The organism is Amycolatopsis sp. NBC_01307 (assembly GCF_035975215.1).
Classification (GTDB): domain Bacteria; phylum Actinomycetota; class Actinomycetes; order Mycobacteriales; family Pseudonocardiaceae; genus Amycolatopsis.
Genome location: NZ_CP108403.1, coordinates 2,287,937 through 2,303,483 on the forward strand (window position 1 = coordinate 2,287,937; position 15,547 = coordinate 2,303,483).

The 15,547-nt window shown below is 71.5% G+C and carries 18 protein-coding genes; 9 read left to right on the forward strand and 9 right to left on the reverse strand.

The window, feature by feature from the left end; genetic code table 11:
* Positions 1-5: 5 nt before the first annotated feature.
* A complete protein-coding gene (locus OG439_RS09965) occupies positions 6-896 on the reverse strand; it encodes a DUF6282 family protein (RefSeq protein WP_326949085.1) in 891 nt (296 codons plus the stop codon).
* A 200-nt stretch (positions 897-1,096) separates the two neighbouring features.
* Between OG439_RS09965 and OG439_RS09970 the strand changes: the two genes are divergently transcribed.
* Both OG439_RS09970 and OG439_RS09975 read left to right on the forward strand, forming a co-directional pair.
* Positions 1,097-2,464 (forward strand): MFS transporter, encoded by a 1,368-nt coding sequence (locus OG439_RS09970; protein WP_326949086.1) that lies wholly within the window; start codon positions 1,097-1,099, stop codon positions 2,462-2,464.
* 62 nt (positions 2,465-2,526) lie between these two features.
* Positions 2,527-3,483: a hypothetical protein gene (locus OG439_RS09975; protein WP_326949087.1), complete on the forward strand. Its 957-nt coding sequence runs from the start codon at positions 2,527-2,529 to the stop codon at positions 3,481-3,483.
* Here the strand turns inward: OG439_RS09975 and OG439_RS09980 are convergent.
* Entirely contained in the window at positions 3,450-4,244 is a 795-nt protein-coding gene (locus tag OG439_RS09980) for an IclR family transcriptional regulator (RefSeq protein WP_326949088.1), read from the reverse strand. The genes OG439_RS09975 and OG439_RS09980 overlap by 34 nt on opposite strands.
* A 243-nt stretch (positions 4,245-4,487) precedes the next feature.
* Here OG439_RS09980 and OG439_RS09985 point away from each other — a divergent pair, with 243 nt between their 5' ends.
* Together OG439_RS09985 and OG439_RS09990 are read left to right on the forward strand one after the other, a co-directional pair.
* Positions 4,488-5,039 carry a hemerythrin domain-containing protein gene (locus OG439_RS09985; protein WP_247051276.1) on the forward strand — a complete coding sequence of 184 codons (552 nt, stop codon included), beginning with the start codon at positions 4,488-4,490 and terminating at the stop codon, positions 5,037-5,039.
* 2 nt (positions 5,040-5,041) lie between these two features.
* On the forward strand, positions 5,042-5,860 hold the full coding sequence (locus OG439_RS09990; RefSeq protein ID WP_326949089.1) for a family 1 encapsulin nanocompartment shell protein: 819 nt from the start codon (positions 5,042-5,044) through the stop codon (positions 5,858-5,860).
* A gap of 36 nt (positions 5,861-5,896) precedes the next feature.
* Here the strand turns inward: OG439_RS09990 and OG439_RS09995 are convergent, their stop codons facing one another.
* A complete protein-coding gene (locus OG439_RS09995) occupies positions 5,897-6,766 on the reverse strand; it encodes an RNA polymerase sigma-70 factor (RefSeq protein WP_326949090.1) in 870 nt (289 codons plus the stop codon).
* Between the two features lie 132 nt (positions 6,767-6,898).
* Between OG439_RS09995 and OG439_RS10000 the strand changes: the two genes are divergently transcribed.
* Positions 6,899-7,639, forward strand: coding sequence for an SDR family oxidoreductase (locus OG439_RS10000; RefSeq protein ID WP_326949091.1), 741 nt, complete (start codon positions 6,899-6,901; stop codon positions 7,637-7,639).
* Positions 7,640-7,845: 206 nt separating this feature from the next.
* Here the strand turns inward: OG439_RS10000 and OG439_RS10005 are convergent, their stop codons facing one another.
* The 3 genes from OG439_RS10005 to OG439_RS10015 form a co-directional block, all read right to left on the reverse strand.
* On the reverse strand, positions 7,846-8,136 hold the full coding sequence (locus tag OG439_RS10005) for a DUF1540 domain-containing protein (RefSeq protein ID WP_247051281.1): 291 nt from the start codon (positions 8,134-8,136) through the stop codon (positions 7,846-7,848).
* A gap of 177 nt (positions 8,137-8,313) precedes the next feature.
* A complete protein-coding gene (locus OG439_RS10010; RefSeq protein ID WP_326949092.1) occupies positions 8,314-8,913 on the reverse strand; it encodes a dihydrofolate reductase family protein in 600 nt (199 codons plus the stop codon).
* Positions 8,910-9,719 (reverse strand): metalloregulator ArsR/SmtB family transcription factor, encoded by an 810-nt coding sequence (locus tag OG439_RS10015; RefSeq protein WP_326949093.1) that lies wholly within the window; start codon positions 9,717-9,719, stop codon positions 8,910-8,912. Before OG439_RS10015 ends, OG439_RS10010 begins: the two co-directional genes overlap by 4 nt.
* A gap of 90 nt (positions 9,720-9,809) precedes the next feature.
* Here OG439_RS10015 and OG439_RS10020 point away from each other — a divergent pair, with 90 nt between their 5' ends.
* Positions 9,810-10,955 (forward strand): epoxide hydrolase family protein, encoded by a 1,146-nt coding sequence (locus tag OG439_RS10020; RefSeq protein ID WP_247051284.1) that lies wholly within the window; start codon positions 9,810-9,812, stop codon positions 10,953-10,955.
* A gap of 131 nt (positions 10,956-11,086) precedes the next feature.
* Here OG439_RS10020 and OG439_RS10025 read toward each other — a convergent pair whose 3' ends face one another.
* Positions 11,087-11,407 (reverse strand): VOC family protein, encoded by a 321-nt coding sequence (locus OG439_RS10025; RefSeq protein WP_326949094.1) that lies wholly within the window; start codon positions 11,405-11,407, stop codon positions 11,087-11,089.
* Positions 11,408-11,540: 133 nt separating this feature from the next.
* Between OG439_RS10025 and OG439_RS10030 the strand changes: the two genes are divergently transcribed.
* Positions 11,541-12,041: a winged helix-turn-helix transcriptional regulator gene (locus OG439_RS10030; protein WP_326949095.1), complete on the forward strand. Its 501-nt coding sequence runs from the start codon at positions 11,541-11,543 to the stop codon at positions 12,039-12,041.
* 16 nt (positions 12,042-12,057) lie between these two features.
* The gene (locus OG439_RS10035) at positions 12,058-12,606 is read left to right on the forward strand and encodes a pyridoxamine 5'-phosphate oxidase family protein (protein WP_326949096.1); all 549 of its coding nucleotides are present in this window, start codon (positions 12,058-12,060) and stop codon (positions 12,604-12,606) included.
* On the opposite strand, the gene OG439_RS10040 is transcribed toward OG439_RS10035, so the two are convergent.
* Both OG439_RS10040 and OG439_RS10045 read right to left on the reverse strand, forming a co-directional pair.
* Positions 12,607-13,335, reverse strand: coding sequence for an SDR family NAD(P)-dependent oxidoreductase (locus tag OG439_RS10040; protein WP_326949097.1), 729 nt, complete (start codon positions 13,333-13,335; stop codon positions 12,607-12,609).
* On the reverse strand, positions 13,332-14,792 hold the full coding sequence (locus OG439_RS10045) for an aldehyde dehydrogenase (protein WP_326949098.1): 1,461 nt from the start codon (positions 14,790-14,792) through the stop codon (positions 13,332-13,334). Before OG439_RS10045 ends, OG439_RS10040 begins: the two co-directional genes overlap by 4 nt.
* Positions 14,793-14,898: 106 nt before the next feature.
* On the opposite strand from OG439_RS10045, the gene OG439_RS10050 reads away from it, so the two are divergent.
* On the forward strand, positions 14,899-15,435 hold the full coding sequence (locus OG439_RS10050; RefSeq protein WP_326949099.1) for a TetR/AcrR family transcriptional regulator: 537 nt from the start codon (positions 14,899-14,901) through the stop codon (positions 15,433-15,435).
* The last annotated feature ends 112 nt before the right edge of the window (positions 15,436-15,547 follow it).

Sequence of the window (15,547 nt, forward strand, 5' to 3'; positions counted from 1 at the left end):
TTCGCTCAGGCGTCGAGGTCGAGCAGGTAGGTGGGGTTGTCGCGGACCATCCGCCGCAGGTCCTTCTCCGGCACGCCGAGGTCGAGCAGCGCCTCGCCGACCCGCATCCACGCGTCGACCGGCTTGGGGTTGGCCTGCTGGCCGAAGTCCGAGGCCAGCACGATGTGCTCGGGACCGAGCTTCTCGATCCAGGTCAGCAGCTGCTTCGGGTCCCACTTCTGGGTGCCCTCGGGGTCGTACATGCCGACCTCGTGCTCGACGAACGCGCCGAGCTCGATCAGCTCGCGGCACAGCTCCGGGTCGGCGCCGATCACGAAGTCCGGGTGGCTGACGACCAGCCGCTTCATGCCGCGTTCCTTCGCCGCGGCGAAAAGCGTCTTGATGTACTCGGGGTACATGTGCCCGCCGTTGAGGACGGCCTGCTGGTCCTTGATCTCGTCGAGGATCTCGATCGCCGCGGGCTTCAGCTCGCCGTTCTCGTCGACGATGTCGATGCGCTCCAGCGTCAGCGGCACGGTGGTGGTCGGGAAGGCGCCGTCCTCGGGGTGGCAGTCGATGTGCCGGCCCGAGGAGATGGTCGGGAACCAGACGACCTTGCCGCCCATCCGCAGGCACATGCGCACGGCGTGCACGTTGAGCCCGCCGACGGTGCTGTTCAGCGCGATGCCGCCGTAGACCTTCGCGGCGACGCCTTCGAGGCGCCCCTTCATCGCGAGCACGTCCATCTGGGTGTTGTGGTGGTGGGACTTCGCGACCATGGCGCGCAGCCCGATCCGGGCGCCGTCCTGCGCGGCCTCGACGTGGTCGAACCGGCGGGGGAACGGGCTGGGCCCGGAGTGGACGTGCATGTCGACCAGACCGTCCAGGACGGCGGCGATGGCGGGACGCTGGCTCATGGGCAGCCCTTCGTTCGCATTGTGAATTCGAAGTTCACTATAAGACCGCGTGTCAACCCTAAAGCCGCTCTTGTGCATCGCAGGACACATGCTTACGGTGTCATTCGTTCACTTCGTGAACACGCAGTTCGGATTGCACAGATCGTCGCGATGCGTGAGCTGCGGGTAGCCAGAGCCCTCAGAACCATCGGAGGACGACGATGTCCACACCGCCCCCCGCCGTGGAGCCGCAGACGCCGGCTCGTCCCCGAGTCCCGCACGGCCCGGACAGCGCCAAGGTGCGCGCCGCCGTCCGCGGCGGGACCCTCGCCTACTTCGTCGACCAGTTCGACATCTACCTGCCGATCGTGGTGCTCGCACCGGCGACCGCGTACTTCCAGGCGGCCAACCTGAGCGCGAGCACGACGGCGCTGCTGGCGTCGCTCGTGTTCGCGTCCACGCTCATCGGCCGCCCGCTCGGCGCGATCATCTTCGGCCACTTCGCCGATACCGTCGGGCGCAAGCGCACGACGCTGGTCGCCGTCGGCGGCTTCGGGGCCATCACGCTGCTGACCGCGTGCCTGCCCGGCCACGAGACGATCGGGGTGTGGTCGGTCGGCCTGCTCATCGGCCTGCGGTTCGTCGACGGGATCTTCCTCGGCGGCGAGTACACGACCGCGGTGCCGCTCGCGATGGAGTGGAGCCCGAAGCACAAACGCGGCCTCTACGCCTCGATCATCACGTCGACCTCGCCCGCCGCGTACGCCGTGATCGCCGCGATCACGCTGCTGATGCTGCAGCTGCTGCCCTCGGCCGGGCTGCACAGCGCCTACGTCCAGTGGGGCTGGCGGATCCCGTTCTTCGTCGGCGCGGCGCTGGCGGTCGTGCTGTTCCGCTACTACCTCAAGAACGTGCACGAGACGCCGGCGGAACTGACCGGCGAGAAGCACAAGATGCCGTTCGTCCGGCTGCTGGTGAAGTACCCGCGGGCGCTGGCGCAGGTGTTCGTGCTGATGACCGGCACCTGGCTGGCGACCAACATGGAAGCCGCCGTGACGCCCGCGCAGCTGAAGTCGCACCTCCTGCTCTCCAGCAAGGAGGTCACGATGACGATGCTCGTCATCAACGCCGCCGCCGCGCTCTCGTACCCGCTGTTCGGGCTGCTGTCCCAGCGCATCGGGCGAAGGCGGTTCTACATCGGCTACGGCCTCGCGGTCCTGGTGATCGGCGCCGGCTCCTACACGCTGCTGATGGCGTCGGACGGCGGTTTCGGCGCGGCACTCGGCTGGGGTGTGCTGATCGGCATCTTCACCGTCGGCACGTTCGGCCCGATCGCCGCGTACCTGACCGAGCGGTTCCCGGCGAGCATCCGCTCCACCGGTTACGGCGTCGGCTACAGCCTCGCGCTCATCGCCCCGGCGTTCTACCAGTTCTACCTGCAGCGGTTCGACGGCGTCATGCCCGCGCACCTGGCGCCCGCGGTGCTCATCGCGCTCGCCGGCGTGCTGATCAGCCTGGGCGGGTTCCTCGGCCCGGAGACCAAGGACGTCGACATGGGCGACGACAGCACGATCCCGGCACTGTCCTGATCGGACAACCGGGTGGGTTCGCCACCGCCAACCCGGTCTGGGTCGGTTCCTCCGAGCTGACCATGACCCGCGAAGGGCTCTTCGCCTGCATCGACGCGGGAGCAGGGGCGGTGGTGGCGAAGTCCGTCAACGAGAGCGCCGCCGCCCGGCGCCAGCTGGACATCGCGGACTACGCGTTCGTCTCGCCCGGCGGCGCGGTCCGGCCGCCGGGCGAAGCGCGTCTCGGCGACGGCCTGCTCAACCGCTCCGGCCTCGCCCAGGTGGACCTGGACGACTGGCTCACGATCCTGTCCGACGCGGTCGCGTACGGCGCCCCGCGGGGCTGTCCGGTCATCGGCAGCATCACCCTCGGGGAACCCGCCGCGGCCGCGCGCATCGGGCGTTCCCTGGCGGACGTGGTGCCCGCGGTCGAGCTGAACATCGGCGCCCCGCACGGCCGCGAGGCGTCCGCGGTGCGCCAGCTGACCGAGGCGGACGCGGTGGGCGAAGCCGTCCGGACCGTGCGGGACGCCGTCGACGTGCCGCTGTTCGTCAAGCTGCCCGGCCAGGCGTCCGACGTCGTCGCGCTCGCCCGGGCGGCCCGCTCGGCGGGCGCGGACGCGATCGGCCTGGTCGGCCGCTACCCGGGCTTCCTGCCCGACCTCGACGGCGGCGCGGTCCTCGGCTCCTGGGGCGCGTGGAGTGCGCCCGGGTGCCTGCCGATGAGCCTCTACTGGGTCGGCAAGACACGCCTGGCCCTGGGCGCGGACGTGCCGCTGATCGGCACCAACGGCGCCCGCACCGCCGACGACGTCCGGCGGTTCCTCGCCTCGGGCGCGTCGGCCGTCGAGGTCGTCACGGCGTTGTGGATCGAGGGTCCCGGGGTGATCGCGAAGCTGGTCGCCGGGCTGGAAGGCCTGGACCTGGCGACGTTCGTGGGCAGCGCGCTGGCCGGGGCGCGGGAGTACGCCGAGATCCCGCCGCTGCCGTCGCCGGCCTGGTTGCCCTACACCGCGCGGCTGAGGTCGTCCGGGCGGTAGTGGCCGCCCAGCTCGTGGGTCAGCTCGCGCGCCGCGTCGGCGATGACCCGCAGCTCGGGCGCGTCGTCCGACATCGAGAGCGTGTTGTCCGGGCCGACGATGGCGATGGTGGCGCAGATGCCGTACTCGTCGAACACCGGCGCGGCCACCGCGACGACGCCCGGTGTGCTCATCGCGGAACAGTGGCCCACTTCGCGAACGCGTTCGACGTCTTCGCGCAGCTCGTCGCGCGCCGAACCGGACAGGTTGGCCATCAGGCGTTCCATCGACAGCTGGTCGGCGTGGTAGGCCAGGAACACCTTGCTCTGCGCCGTGTCCAGCGGCAGGTGGCTGCCGACGCGCACCGACACGACGACGATCGTCGAGACGTTCTCCTCGACCCGCGACACCACCGGGCCGGTGAGGCCCCACAGGCTGAGCACGACGCTGGTCTGCGTGGCGCGCGACAGCGCCTGCATGTGCCGCGGGGCGAGGTTGACGACGCGGCGGTGACCGATGGCGAAGGCGCCCAGCTGCAGCAGCAGGCCACCGGGGACGTACCCGCCCTCGGCGCTGCGTTCGAGCAGGCCGGCCGCGACCAGGGACGTGCAGTAGCGGTACGCGGTGGTGCGGTTCAGGCCGAGCCGTTCGGCGATCTCGCCGGCCGTTACCTCCGGCGTGGCCGGGTCGAACAGCGCCAGGATCTGGCTGACGCGGCTCACCGCCTGGATGTCCGCCTGATCGGCGCGCGTGGCCTCCGGCGACCGGGTCGGTTTGGTCACGGGGAGCCTCCGGCGAGCGGTGATCGAGGGCGTGAAAAGGATGTTCACTTCGTGAACACGTCCGTAGGCTACCCGACCCGGGCCCCGTTCACGGGCACCCTCGTAAGGGTGAAAACGCCGCGTCCGGCCGGGCACGGCACCCGGCCGCGCCGGAGACTGGCGGTCCGGTGTTTTCCGGTGCCGGGGACGGGGTAGAGACGGGCATGGCTACTTCCACCACACCGCGGGTCAGGGGCTGACCGCATGGCCGACATCACCAGCCTCATCCTCGACGACCACGACTGGTTCCGGCGGCAGTTCGCCCGCATGGACGACATCTCCGACGCCGGTGAGCTGGCGGCGGTCTGGCAACCGCTGGCCGACCTGCTCGACGTGCACGCGCGGGCGGAGGAGGAGATCTTCTACCCGCACCTGCTCCGCCGCGGCGAAGACGCGAAGGAGGAGACGCTCGACGCGATCGGCGACCACAACGACATCCGCGACGGCGTCCACGAGGCCGCGTTGCACCCCGTCGGCAGCACCGCTTGGCTCGACGCCGTCCGGAAGGCCAGGATGGCGAACAGCGAGCACATGGCCGAGGAGGAGGACGAGGGTTTGGCCGACTTCCGGCGTCACGCCGACCCCGGTCTGCGCGAAGAGCTCGGCCGCAAGTTCGTCGAGTTCAAGCGGCAGCACGAGGGTGCGCGCGATCTCGACGTCAGCGACATCGACCCGGAAGAGTACGTCGAAGCGGAACTCGGTACCGGCCCCGGCGACGGTTCACTCGGTATCGGCAGCCTCAAGGAACGGGATTGAACATGAACCACCTGATGCGCGGTCTGGCCCCGATCTCGGACGCGGGGTGGAAGGAGGTCGACGCCGAGGCGAAGGAACGGCTGCACACCCACCTCGCCGCCCGGCGCCTGGTCGACGTCGCCGGTCCGCACGGCTGGCAGTACTCCGCCACCGACCTGGGCCGGACCACTTCGCTCAAGGGGTCCTCCCTGCCCGACGGTGAGGAAGGCGTCCTCGTGCGGCAGCGCCGGGTGCTGCCGCTGGCCGAGGTCCGCGTCCCGTTCACGGTGTCCCGCGAGGAGCTGGACGACGCCGAGCGCGGCGCCGACGACCTGGAGTTCGACGACCTCGACCGCGCGGCGAAGCAGATCGCGATGGTCGAGAACCGCGCGGTGTTCCACGGCTGGGCGGCGGCGGGGATGACCGGCATCGCCGAGACTTGCCCGTACGACCGGCCGGCGCTGGGGGAGAACGCCGAGGCGTACCCCGGCGTGATCGCCCGGGCGGTGGACACGCTGCGCCGCGCGGGCATCGACGGCCCGTACGGCCTCGCGATCGGCCCGGCGGGCTACACCCGGATCGTGGAGAGCACCGAGCACGGCGGCCAGCTGGTCTTCGACCACGTCCGCCGCGTCCTCGGCGGCGGCAAGATCGTCCGCGCCCCCGGCCTGGACGGCGCGATGGTCCTGAGCCTCGCCGGCGGCGACTTCTTCCTGGAGCTGGGCCAGGACCTCGCGGTCGGCTACAGCCACCACGACGCCGAGAGCGTGACGCTGTACCTGGAGGAGAGCTTCAGCTTCCGGGTCTCGGAACCGGACGCCGCGATCACCCTCACGGCCTGAGCGCGTGAGCCGGTCCGTCCTCAGTGGACGGACCGGCTACACCGCCGCGAGCTTGGCGGGGTTCATCATCCAGAAGACCTGGTCGATGCCCTCGGCCGAGGCCGCGACGGTCAGGACCGCGAACGCGACGCCGTCACGCCGCAGGACCACGGCGTCCAGGCCGTTGACGACCACCGGCGCCACCTCGACACCCACCCAGAAGCGGTCCGCGAACGCGCGGACGTACTTCGCCACCGTCGTCGCGCCGTGGACCGGGATGCGCGACGCGCGGGCGACGCCGCCGCCGTCGGAGCAGCTCACCACGTCCGCCGCGAACAGGTCCTCCAACGCCGCCAGGTCGCCCGCCTGGGCCGCGGCGACGAACGCCGTCAGCAGGCGCCGCTGCTCGGGGGCGCTCGCCGGGGCGCGGCGGCCGGCCGCGAGGTGCTTGCGGGCGCGGCTGACCAGCTGGCGGGCCGTGGGTTCCGTCGTCCGGACGATCTCGGCGATCTGCCGGTACGGGTAATCGAACGCTTCGCGCAGCACGTACGCCGCGCGCTCGGTCGGCGTCAGGCTTTCCAGCAGCACCAGGACCGCGAGTTCCAGCGCCGCGGCGCGTTCGGCACCGAGCTGCGGGTCGGCCGAGGTGTCCACCGGCTCCGGCAGCCACGGCCCGACGTAGGTCTCGTGCCGCGCGCGGGCGGTCTTGCCCGCGTTGATGGCCAGCCGCGTGGTCGTCGTGGCGAGGTAGGCGGCCGGATTGGTGACGGCCGACCGGTCGCAGGTCTGCCACCGCAGCCAGACCTCCTGCAGCAGGTCTTCGGCGTCGGCCACGCCGCCCAGCATCCGGTAGGCGATGCCGAACAACCGCGGCCGGACCTCGGCGAAGACGGCGGCCGCGTCGTCCAGGTCGGCGGTCACGTCCATGAATCCCCTTCGCCACACCGTTTCGGGCCTGGCCCTGAGCCTAGCGGTGGCCGCGGTGTGAGGCAGGTCGCTGTCACGTTCCGGCGGGCTGTCTTGTCTTCCCTGACGAACACCACCGACGAAAGGAACACCATGAAGATCGTCGTCATCGGCGGTACCGGACTCATCGGCTCGACCGTCGTGGCCCGGCTGGGGGAGCACGGCCACCAGGCGGTGCCCGCCGCGCCCAGCACCGGCGTGGACACGATCACCGGCGAAGGGCTGAAGGAAGTGCTCCAGGGCGCGGACGTCCTGGTCGACGTGTCGAATTCGCCGTCGTTCGCGGACGACGACGTCATGGCGTTCTTCCGCACCGCGACCGGAAACCTCGTCGACGCCGCCGAAGAAGCCGGGGTCGGGCACTACGTCGCGCTCTCCGTGGTCGGCTCGGAGCGGCTGCCCGAGTCCGGCTACCTGCGGGCGAAAGTCGCGCAGGAAGCGCTGATCGAGGACGCCGGCCTGCCTTACACGATCGTGCGCGCGACCCAGTTCTTCGAGTTCGCCGGCGGCATCGCGGACACCGCGACGACGGACGGCGTCGTGCGCCTGCCCAGCGGCGGGGTCCAGCCGGTCGCGGCCGCCGAGGTGGCCGCGGCGGTCGGCCGGGCCGCGGCCGGTGCGCCGGTCGGCGGCACGATCGAGATCGGCGGCCCGGAGGTGTTCGGCCTCGACGAGTGGGTCCGCACGGTGCTGGCCGCGCGATCCGACGCGCGCGAGGTCGTCTCCGACCCGCGGGCACGCTATTTCGGGACGCTGCTGGAGAAGGACAGCCTCCTGCCGGGGCCGGGCGCGCAGGTCGCGGAGACCCGGCTGGCGGAGTGGCTGGCCCGCTGACACGGGTGATCGGCTCCGGCGGCGCGGGTCGCACCGACGCCGCACTGTCCACTATGGACGCCGAGGACGCGTGGCAGCACGCGGCATGGGGGACCCCGAACGGTGAGCCACCGGCGCACCGCGTTCGCGAGTGACCTCGACCCGGGACGGGAAGCCGGTCGGGTGAGGTGTCCCGGGTGGACGCGCGGCGTCCACCCGGGGCCGGCCTACTTCTGGTAGGTCAGGCAGTTCGCCGTGCCGCCGCCGGCGCCGATCCGGACGCTCGAAGCGGTGCACTCCAGCGCCGCGTTGTGCCGGCAGTCCGCGCGGGAGCAGGCGCCGACCTGCGCGGTGACGCGGTCGAGGCCGCCCTTGGTGTTCAGCGGCACGAAGGTGCCGCAGTCGGCCGAGCCGTTGTCGCCGCCGACGGTGATCGCGAAGGCGTGGCAACCGTCGTCGTTGTAGGAACAGCCGCTGACGGTGCACTCGTGGACGGCAGGCATTTCGGTCGTCGTCATACCGGGCTCCCGGGTTTCGTGGTGGTGGTGTGCGTTCGGGCGCGTCCGACGCTGCCACCGGCTCCGGAACCCGGCAATCCGGATGGTGATCTTTCACTCGGCTTCCCGCCCCGGTCGGGTGATCGGGGCGCGACACCCCCGCCGCGTCGACAAAGCGCTTCGGGTGAAGCCGCCGGTTCAGCGCACGCGGTCGTAGATCACGGCGGTTTCGCCCAGCGCCCCGGCTTCGTGGCGGGCGAGCGTCCATTTGCTCGCGGGCAGGCCGTCCTCGAACAGGCGGCCGCCGCCACCGGTGATCTCGGGGCAGATCAGCAGGTAGAGCCGGTCGATCAGGTCCGCCGCGAGGAGCGGCTTGATGACGCTCGCGCTGCTGTTGACGAGGATCTCGCCCGCGCCGGTGGTCTTGAGGTCGGTGACGACGTCGGCCGCGGGGGCGTTCACGACGCGGGCGCGCTCCCACGGCGCCTCGGTCAGGGTGGTCGACAGGACGACCTTCTCCGTGTCGACGAGCCACTTCGCGTAGCCGCGGTCGCGCGGGTCGGCGTTCTCGTCCCCGGCCACCGACGGCCAGAAGCCGAGGAAGCCTTCGGCGTTGTTGCGGCCGAGCACCGCCGTCGTCGCGTTCTCCCAGATGCGGGTCATGTGGTCCCGGGCGACGTCGGTGGTCACGTACGGGGCGATGGCGCCGAAGTCGGCGGGGCCGGCGGGGCCGTTGTAGTGCCCGTCGAGGGTGAGGGCGATGTTCGCGGTGACCTTGCGGCCGGTCGTGCTGGTCATGAGCGTGGTCCTTCTTGTCGGGTGAGTGTTGCGGTGAGGTGGTCGAGCACCTGGCCCCAGCCGGTTTCGATCCCGGCGACGAACGCGGCGGCCTCGACGGTCGTTTCGGTGATGCGCAGGCCGAGCCGCAGGCGGGTGCCGCCCGGGTCCGCGGTCAGCGTCAGGTCGTAGTGGCCGGTGAAGGAGACCTGCCCGGCCGCGTCGAGCACCGAGAGCTCGAACGCGAGGTGCTCGGGTCCGTCGGCGGCGTGGACCCGTCCTGCGGAGCGGTAGTGCCCTTCGGCGTCGCGGTAGTCGAGCACGACGCGCCCGCCGGGTGCCGGCTCGAGGACGCACTCGGTGATCGTCAGCGACGGCGGCGCCCACCACGACGCGAGCAGGTCCGGGTCGACCCAGTGCCGCCAGACGACGTCCGGGGCCACCGGCAGGACGCGGTCGAAGGAGAAGGTGCGCCCGTCCGCCCACCGCCGCCGGTCCGCGGCGGCGGTCTCCGCCTCGATCGCGGCTTGATAGCGCGCCAGGACGTCCCGGGTGTCGGCGTGCGCCTCGATGGCGCCGACCAGTTCCCGCAGCCGCGCTTCGAGAGCGGCGAGCGGGCCCGCTTCGAGCGCGTAGACCCGGCGCTGCCCGAGCGGAGCCATGGTGACGAGGCCGGCGCGGGCGAGGGTCTGCAGGTGCTTGGTGGTCTGCGGTTGCCGCAGGCCGGTGCTCTCGGCCAGCTCGCCGACGGACCGCGGCCGCTCCGCGAGGAGCTCCACGATGCGCCACCGCGCTCCGTCTCCCAGTGCTGCCGCGATCTCGTCCATGCCCTGAAGTATTCACTTCCAAGAATATTCTTGTCAAGGAATATCTTCGGGTGGGATCTTGGCCGCCGGATCGGGTCGTAGGGTGCGGGCATGCCGGAGATCACGCCTGAGCCGTTCGCCCCGAAGACCGAGCCCGCGGTGCTCGACGACCTGCGCGCGCGGCTGCGCGCGACCCGCTTCCCGGACTCGCCGGAGGACGCCGGGTGGTCGCTCGGGACCGACGTCGGCTACCTCCGCGAGCTGGTCGCCTACTGGGCGGACGGGTTCGACTGGCCCGCACGGGAAGCCGAGCTGGGGGAGCTGCCCCGGTTCCGGGCCCCGGTCGGCGGCCTCGGCATCCACTTCGTGCACGCGAAGGCGGCCGGGCCCGCGTTCCCGCTCGTGCTCAGCCACGGCTGGCCGGACTCGTTCTGGCGCTACAGCAAGGTGATCCCGCTGCTGACCGACCCGGGCGCGCACGGTGGTGACCCCGCCGACGCGTTCGACGTGGTCGTGCCCGACATGCCGGGCTTCGGCTACTCCGACCGGCCGGCCGGGCCGCCGCTGGACTCCATCGCCGTCGCCGGGTTGTGGGCGGAACTGATGGCGGGCTTGGGTTACGCGCGGTTCGGCGCGGCGGGCGGGGACGTGGGCAGCCACGTCAGCCGGTACCTCGCGCTCGACCACCCGGACCGGGTGGTGGCGGTCCACCGCACGGACGCGGGCCTCCCGATCTTCTCGGGCGACCGGGCGGAGCTGGCGCCGGAGGAGCTCGCGTGGTTCGAGACCGTCGCGGCGTGGGGCGCGACGGAGGGCGCGTACGCCGCGATGCACCGCACGAAGCCGCAAACGGCGGCGGCGGCCCTCAACGACTCGCCGGCCGGGCTGGCCGCGTGGATCGTCGAAAAGCTGCAGAGCTGGAGCGACACCGGCGGTGACATCGAGCGGAGCTACACGAAGGACGAGATCCTGACCAACGTCATGATCTACTGGCTGACCGGCACGATCGGCTCGTCGATGCGGATGTACCACGCGAACTCGGCGATCCCGGCCGAGCAGCTCGCCCGCCGGGTGGAAGTGCCGTCCGGGTTCGCGTTGTTCCGCGGCGACGTCGTGCGGCCGCCGCGGGCGTGGCTGGAGCGGACGGCGAACACCGTGCGCGTCACCGAACCCGAGCACGGCGGGCACTTCGCCGCGTTCGAGGAGCCGGAGGTCTACGCCCGGGAGCTGCGGGAGTTCTTCCGCCCCTACCGCTGACCGCGGCTCACGTACCCGAAAGCCCGTGCCGCACCAGGTATTCGGCGTACCACGCAGGCCAGCTCGGCAGCGGACGAGAACGTCACGTCGGTCACCCGACCCGGCAGCCGCGTGGTGATCTCCTGGAGCACTCAGCCCGTTGCCGTCCGGATCGCTGAACGAGGCGCGACGCGTAGCTGATGTGGTCCGGCTCCGGGTCGCTGACTCGCGCTTCGGTGCGGCGTGGTGGAAGACGCCGCCGGCCCCTGGGCGGAACCCGGTGTGGCGTCGGTGATCCCGCTGCCGAAGATCACGGAGGCGGGTGACCCCGGCGGCGTCAGCTGGATCACCCGGAACCCGCCCGCGCCCGGGAAGTCGGCGTCTTCCCGCCAGCCGAGCGCCGTGTAGAAGGCTTTGGCCCGGTCGACGTCGGAGACGGGGAGGACGACGATCTCGAGCTTCATGTCCGGCATCGGAACCCCTTCGGCTCTGCGCGGCCCGTTCGGCGCCGCACCCCTCAAGATGGCCTCATCGCCGCCGATTTGCTACCGCCAGTGTCGTGCGTCATACTGGTGCGGTAATGCAACCAGTCCTGAGGTGAGAGCAGTGCGCAAGGACACGAGGTCGGGCTGTCCGATCAACCTGTCGCTGGAGATCTTCGGCGACCGCTGGACCCTGCTCGTGTTGCGTGACGTCGTTTTCGCCGGCGCGCGGCACTTCCGCGAGCTGCTCGGCGGGCCCGAGCGGATCTCGTCGAACGTCCTCGCCGACCGGCTCGCCGTGCTCGTCGAGCACGGGATGCTGACCCGGGCCGGCGATCCCACGCACAAGCAGAAGGTCACCTACAGCCTCACCGAGCAGGCGATCGAGCTGGTGCCCGTGCTGGTCCAGCTCAGCACCTGGGGCGTCCGCCACCTCCCGGTGGGTGACGCCTACGCCGCCCGCGCCGGGGTGCTCACCGCCGGCGGCCCGCCGCTGTGGGACGCCTTCATGGACGAACTGCGGGAAACCCACCTCGGGCCGGGTGCCCGTCGTGGCCCAGTGCCGGACGGTCCCACCGTCGCGGCCCGGATGGAGGCCGCCTACACCGCTTCCGCCACCCACTGATGATCGGAGTTCACCGATGAACGACCCGACGATCCGCCTCGACGACCGGTTCAGCGACCCCGGCGCGCGGCCCACCGACTGGGCCACGACGCGGGAAGTGCTCGAAACCGCGCAGATCAGCTGGCTCACCACCGTCCGCGCGGACGGCCGCCCGCACGTCACGCCGCTGGTCGCGGTGTGGCTGGACGGCAAGCTCTGCTTCGGGACCGGGGCCACCGAACAGAAGTGCCTCAACCTGACCGCGAACCCGCACGTCGTGCTGACGACCGGCCGCAACAGCTGGGACGACGGCCTCGACGTCATGGTCGAGGGCGAGGCGCGGCGCGTCACCGACCGCCCGACCCTCGAACGGCTCGCCGCCGCGTACCTGGAGAAGTGGGACGGCAGCTGGAAGTACGAGGTGGGCGACGACGGCCTGCGCCAGGGCGGCAACGACGCCCTGATCTTCGCGGTGGAGCCGGCGAAGGTGCTCACGTTCGGCCGGCAGCGCACCCCCGCTTCGGACACCTCGATGCTCTCGACCGTCGAGTTCACCCACACCAGCGCCGTGCCCGCGCGCGGCTGATCACCACGGCAGCGGCCCGTCCTCGTCGAAGAACCCGCCGGTCGGGCCGTCGTCGCCGATCGTGGCCCAGTGGACGGAAACCCGCGCGCCCTCGTCGGTCGTGCGGACGCCCCGGAAGCCGTTCAGGTCGGTGGCGACGTAGCCCGGCGTGACGGCGTTGACCTTCACGTGCGCCAGTGCCGGGTCGTCGAGGAAAGCGTTGGCGTACTTGACGGTCAGCATGTTCACCGCGGCCTTCGTCGCCGAGTAGGCGAACGACTCGTGCGAGCGGGCGAACATCGACCCCGGTTCGGTGGCCTTCGCGAAGATCGCGGAGTTGCTCGCCACGTTGACGATCCGCGGCGACGGCGACTCCCGCAGCAGCGGCAGCATCGCGTGGATCACCCGGACCAGCCCGAACACGTTGGTCTCGAACTCGGGGCGCAGGTCGTCGGCGGTGACGTCGGTCGCGTGCTTGCGCACGAGCAGCCCCGCGTTGTTCACCAGGACGTCCAGGCGGCCGTATTCGCGCTCGATGTACCCGGCCGCGGCGTCGACCGACGCCTGGTCCGTGACGTCGATCGCCACGGGCCGCACGGCGAGGCCGGTCAGCTCCCGGGCGGCCGCGGCGCCGCGGCCGGCGTCGCGGCTGCCGAGGAGCACGGTGAACCCCCGTTCGGCCAGCTGCCGGGCGGTGGCCAGGCCGATGCCCTTGTTCGCGCCCGTGACCAGGGCGACCGGCGCGGTCACGCCGGCACCGTGACGGTCTTGTACTCGATGTACTGCGTGAGCCCGACAACGCCGTACTCGCGGCCGAAGCCGCTGGCCTTGAAGCCGCCGAAGGGGCCGTCGAAGCCGATGGGTGCGCCGTTGACCGTGACGGTGCCGGTCCGCAGGCGGCGGGCGACGGCGAGCGCGTGCTCCCGGTCCGCGGACCAGACTCCGCCGGAGAGCCCGTATTCGGACTCGTTGGCGATGCGGACGGCGTCGTCCACGGTGCCGTCCGAGTCGTCGTAGGCGATCACGACCAATACCGGCCCGAAGATCTCTTCCTGGGCGATGCGCATCGTGTTCGAGACGTCGGCGAACAGCGTCGGCGTGACGTAGTTGCCGAGTTCCAGCCCGGCCGGGACGTCCGCGCCGCCGGTGACGAGCCGGGCGCCTTCCTCGACACCGAGCGCGATGTAGTCGCGCACCCGCTGCTGCTGGTCGGGCCGGACCATCGGGCCGATGAACGTCTTCTCGTCGGCGGGGTCGCCGACCGGCAGCGACTCGACCATCTCCTTGAGCCCGGCGACGACCTCGTCGTACCGGCCGCGCGGCGCGAGGATGCGGGTCTGGGCGATGCACGCCTCGCCGTTGTTGAGCAGGGAACCGAACTTCAGGCCCTGGATCGCCGCGCCGAGGTCGGCGTCGGGCAGGATGACGGCCGCGGACTTGCCGCCGAGTTCGAGGCTGACGCGCTTGAGCTGTTCCCCGGCCAGTGAAGCGATCCGGCGGCCCGCGCGGGTCGAGCCGGTGAACGCGACCTTGTCGACGTCCGGGTGCTTCACCAGGTACTCGCTGGTCTCGCGGTCCGCCGGCAGCACGCTGACGACGCCGCGCGGCAGCCCGGCCTCGGCCAGCAGCCCGGCGAGCAGGTTCATGCTGAGCGAGTTCTCCGGGGAAACCTTGAGCACCACGGTGTTCCCGGCCAGCAGCGCCGGGATGACCTTGGCCAGCGCGGCGGAGAACGGCGAGTTCCACGGGATGATCGCGGCGACCACGCCGATCGCCTCCCGGCGCACGACCGAGCGGACCGGCGCGCCCGGGTCGGACGGCGTCAGGGTCTCCTCCCAGCCGAACGCCTCGGCGGCCTCGAGGTAGGCGTTCGCCTGCCGGGTCAGCCCGGTCTGACCAGCTCGGGTGAACCAGAGCGCCGAGCCGTTCTCGGCGGAGATGATAGCGGCGACGTCGTCCGCGCGCGCCTCGCGCAGCGCGTTGAGCTTGCGGAGCACGGCGATCCGGTCGGCGGGCGGGGTGTTCGGCCAGGCGCCGTCGTCGAAGGCGGCGCGGGCCGCGGCGACGGCGCGGTCGACGTCGGCCGGGAGGGCCTGCGCGACGCGGCCGAGCGGCGCCTGGTCGTGCGGGGACACGAGGTCCAGCAGGTCCGGGCCGCTCGGCTCGGTCCACTCGCCGCCGATGAAGAGCTTGTCGTAGGTGATCACGGTCGCCTCCTATTTGTTACACCACTGTAGCGCTTACTGGGCTTAGGGCATTCCGAGCGTGACAGTAAGCTGCGTTACAGTCACAACTACGTGGTAACTTGAGGTCATGAGAGCCGACGCGGTCCGCAACCTCGAGACCGTCCTGACGACGGGCGCGCGCATGCTCGCCGAGGACCCGGCGACCGGCGTCGCCGCGATCGCCGCCGCAGCCGGCGTGGACCGCCGCACCGTCTACCGCCACTTCGCGTCCCGTGACGAGCTGCTGGCCGCGATCTACGACGCCCGGCTGACGGCGGTCGAGGAGGCCGTCGACCACGCGCGGCTGCGCGAGGCGCCGGTCCCGGTGGCCCTGCACCGCTACGCCGAAGGCATCATCGAGGTCAACCGCAAGTGGCCGGTCGAGCTGACCCGGATGCGGGCCGAACCGTCCATTCAGGACCGTCGCGGGCGGGTGATCGCCGAGGTGGACGCGTTCATCGCGCGCGCCACCGCGGAGGGCGTCTTCCGGGCGGACGTCCCGGCGGGCTGGGTGTCCGACGTCGTGATCCAGCTGCTGCACCTGGCGTCGCGGCAGCCGTCGAGCGCCCCCGAGGCGGCGGACCTGCTCGTCGCCTCCCTGCTGCGCGGAGTCGGCGCGTACTGAGCAGCGACTGCTCGAAACTGTCCATTAACGACGGAGAAACCCCAGTATCGAGCACTTGACATGCCCGGTTCTGCTCGCTTTACTTCTGGGCACGTCGGAACGGACGCCCGAC

Coding starts and splice junctions, on each gene's coding strand:
- OG439_RS09965 (WP_326949085.1), bottom strand. CDS start 896: ATGAGCCAGCGTCCCGCCATCGCCGCCGTCCTGGACGGTCTGGTCGAC.
- OG439_RS09970 (WP_326949086.1), top strand. CDS start 1,097: ATGTCCACACCGCCCCCCGCCGTGGAGCCGCAGACGCCGGCTCGTCCC.
- OG439_RS09975 (WP_326949087.1), top strand. CDS start 2,527: ATGACCCGCGAAGGGCTCTTCGCCTGCATCGACGCGGGAGCAGGGGCG.
- OG439_RS09985 (WP_247051276.1), top strand. CDS start 4,488: ATGGCCGACATCACCAGCCTCATCCTCGACGACCACGACTGGTTCCGG.
- OG439_RS09990 (WP_326949089.1), top strand. CDS start 5,042: ATGAACCACCTGATGCGCGGTCTGGCCCCGATCTCGGACGCGGGGTGG.
- OG439_RS09995 (WP_326949090.1), bottom strand. CDS start 6,766: ATGGACGTGACCGCCGACCTGGACGACGCGGCCGCCGTCTTCGCCGAG.
- OG439_RS10000 (WP_326949091.1), top strand. CDS start 6,899: ATGAAGATCGTCGTCATCGGCGGTACCGGACTCATCGGCTCGACCGTC.
- OG439_RS10005 (WP_247051281.1), bottom strand. CDS start 8,136: ATGACGACGACCGAAATGCCTGCCGTCCACGAGTGCACCGTCAGCGGC.
- OG439_RS10010 (WP_326949092.1), bottom strand. CDS start 8,913: ATGACCAGCACGACCGGCCGCAAGGTCACCGCGAACATCGCCCTCACC.
- OG439_RS10015 (WP_326949093.1), bottom strand. CDS start 9,719: ATGGACGAGATCGCGGCAGCACTGGGAGACGGAGCGCGGTGGCGCATC.
- OG439_RS10020 (WP_247051284.1), top strand. CDS start 9,810: ATGCCGGAGATCACGCCTGAGCCGTTCGCCCCGAAGACCGAGCCCGCG.
- OG439_RS10025 (WP_326949094.1), bottom strand. CDS start 11,407: ATGCCGGACATGAAGCTCGAGATCGTCGTCCTCCCCGTCTCCGACGTC.
- OG439_RS10035 (WP_326949096.1), top strand. CDS start 12,058: ATGAACGACCCGACGATCCGCCTCGACGACCGGTTCAGCGACCCCGGC.
- OG439_RS10050 (WP_326949099.1), top strand. CDS start 14,899: ATGAGAGCCGACGCGGTCCGCAACCTCGAGACCGTCCTGACGACGGGC.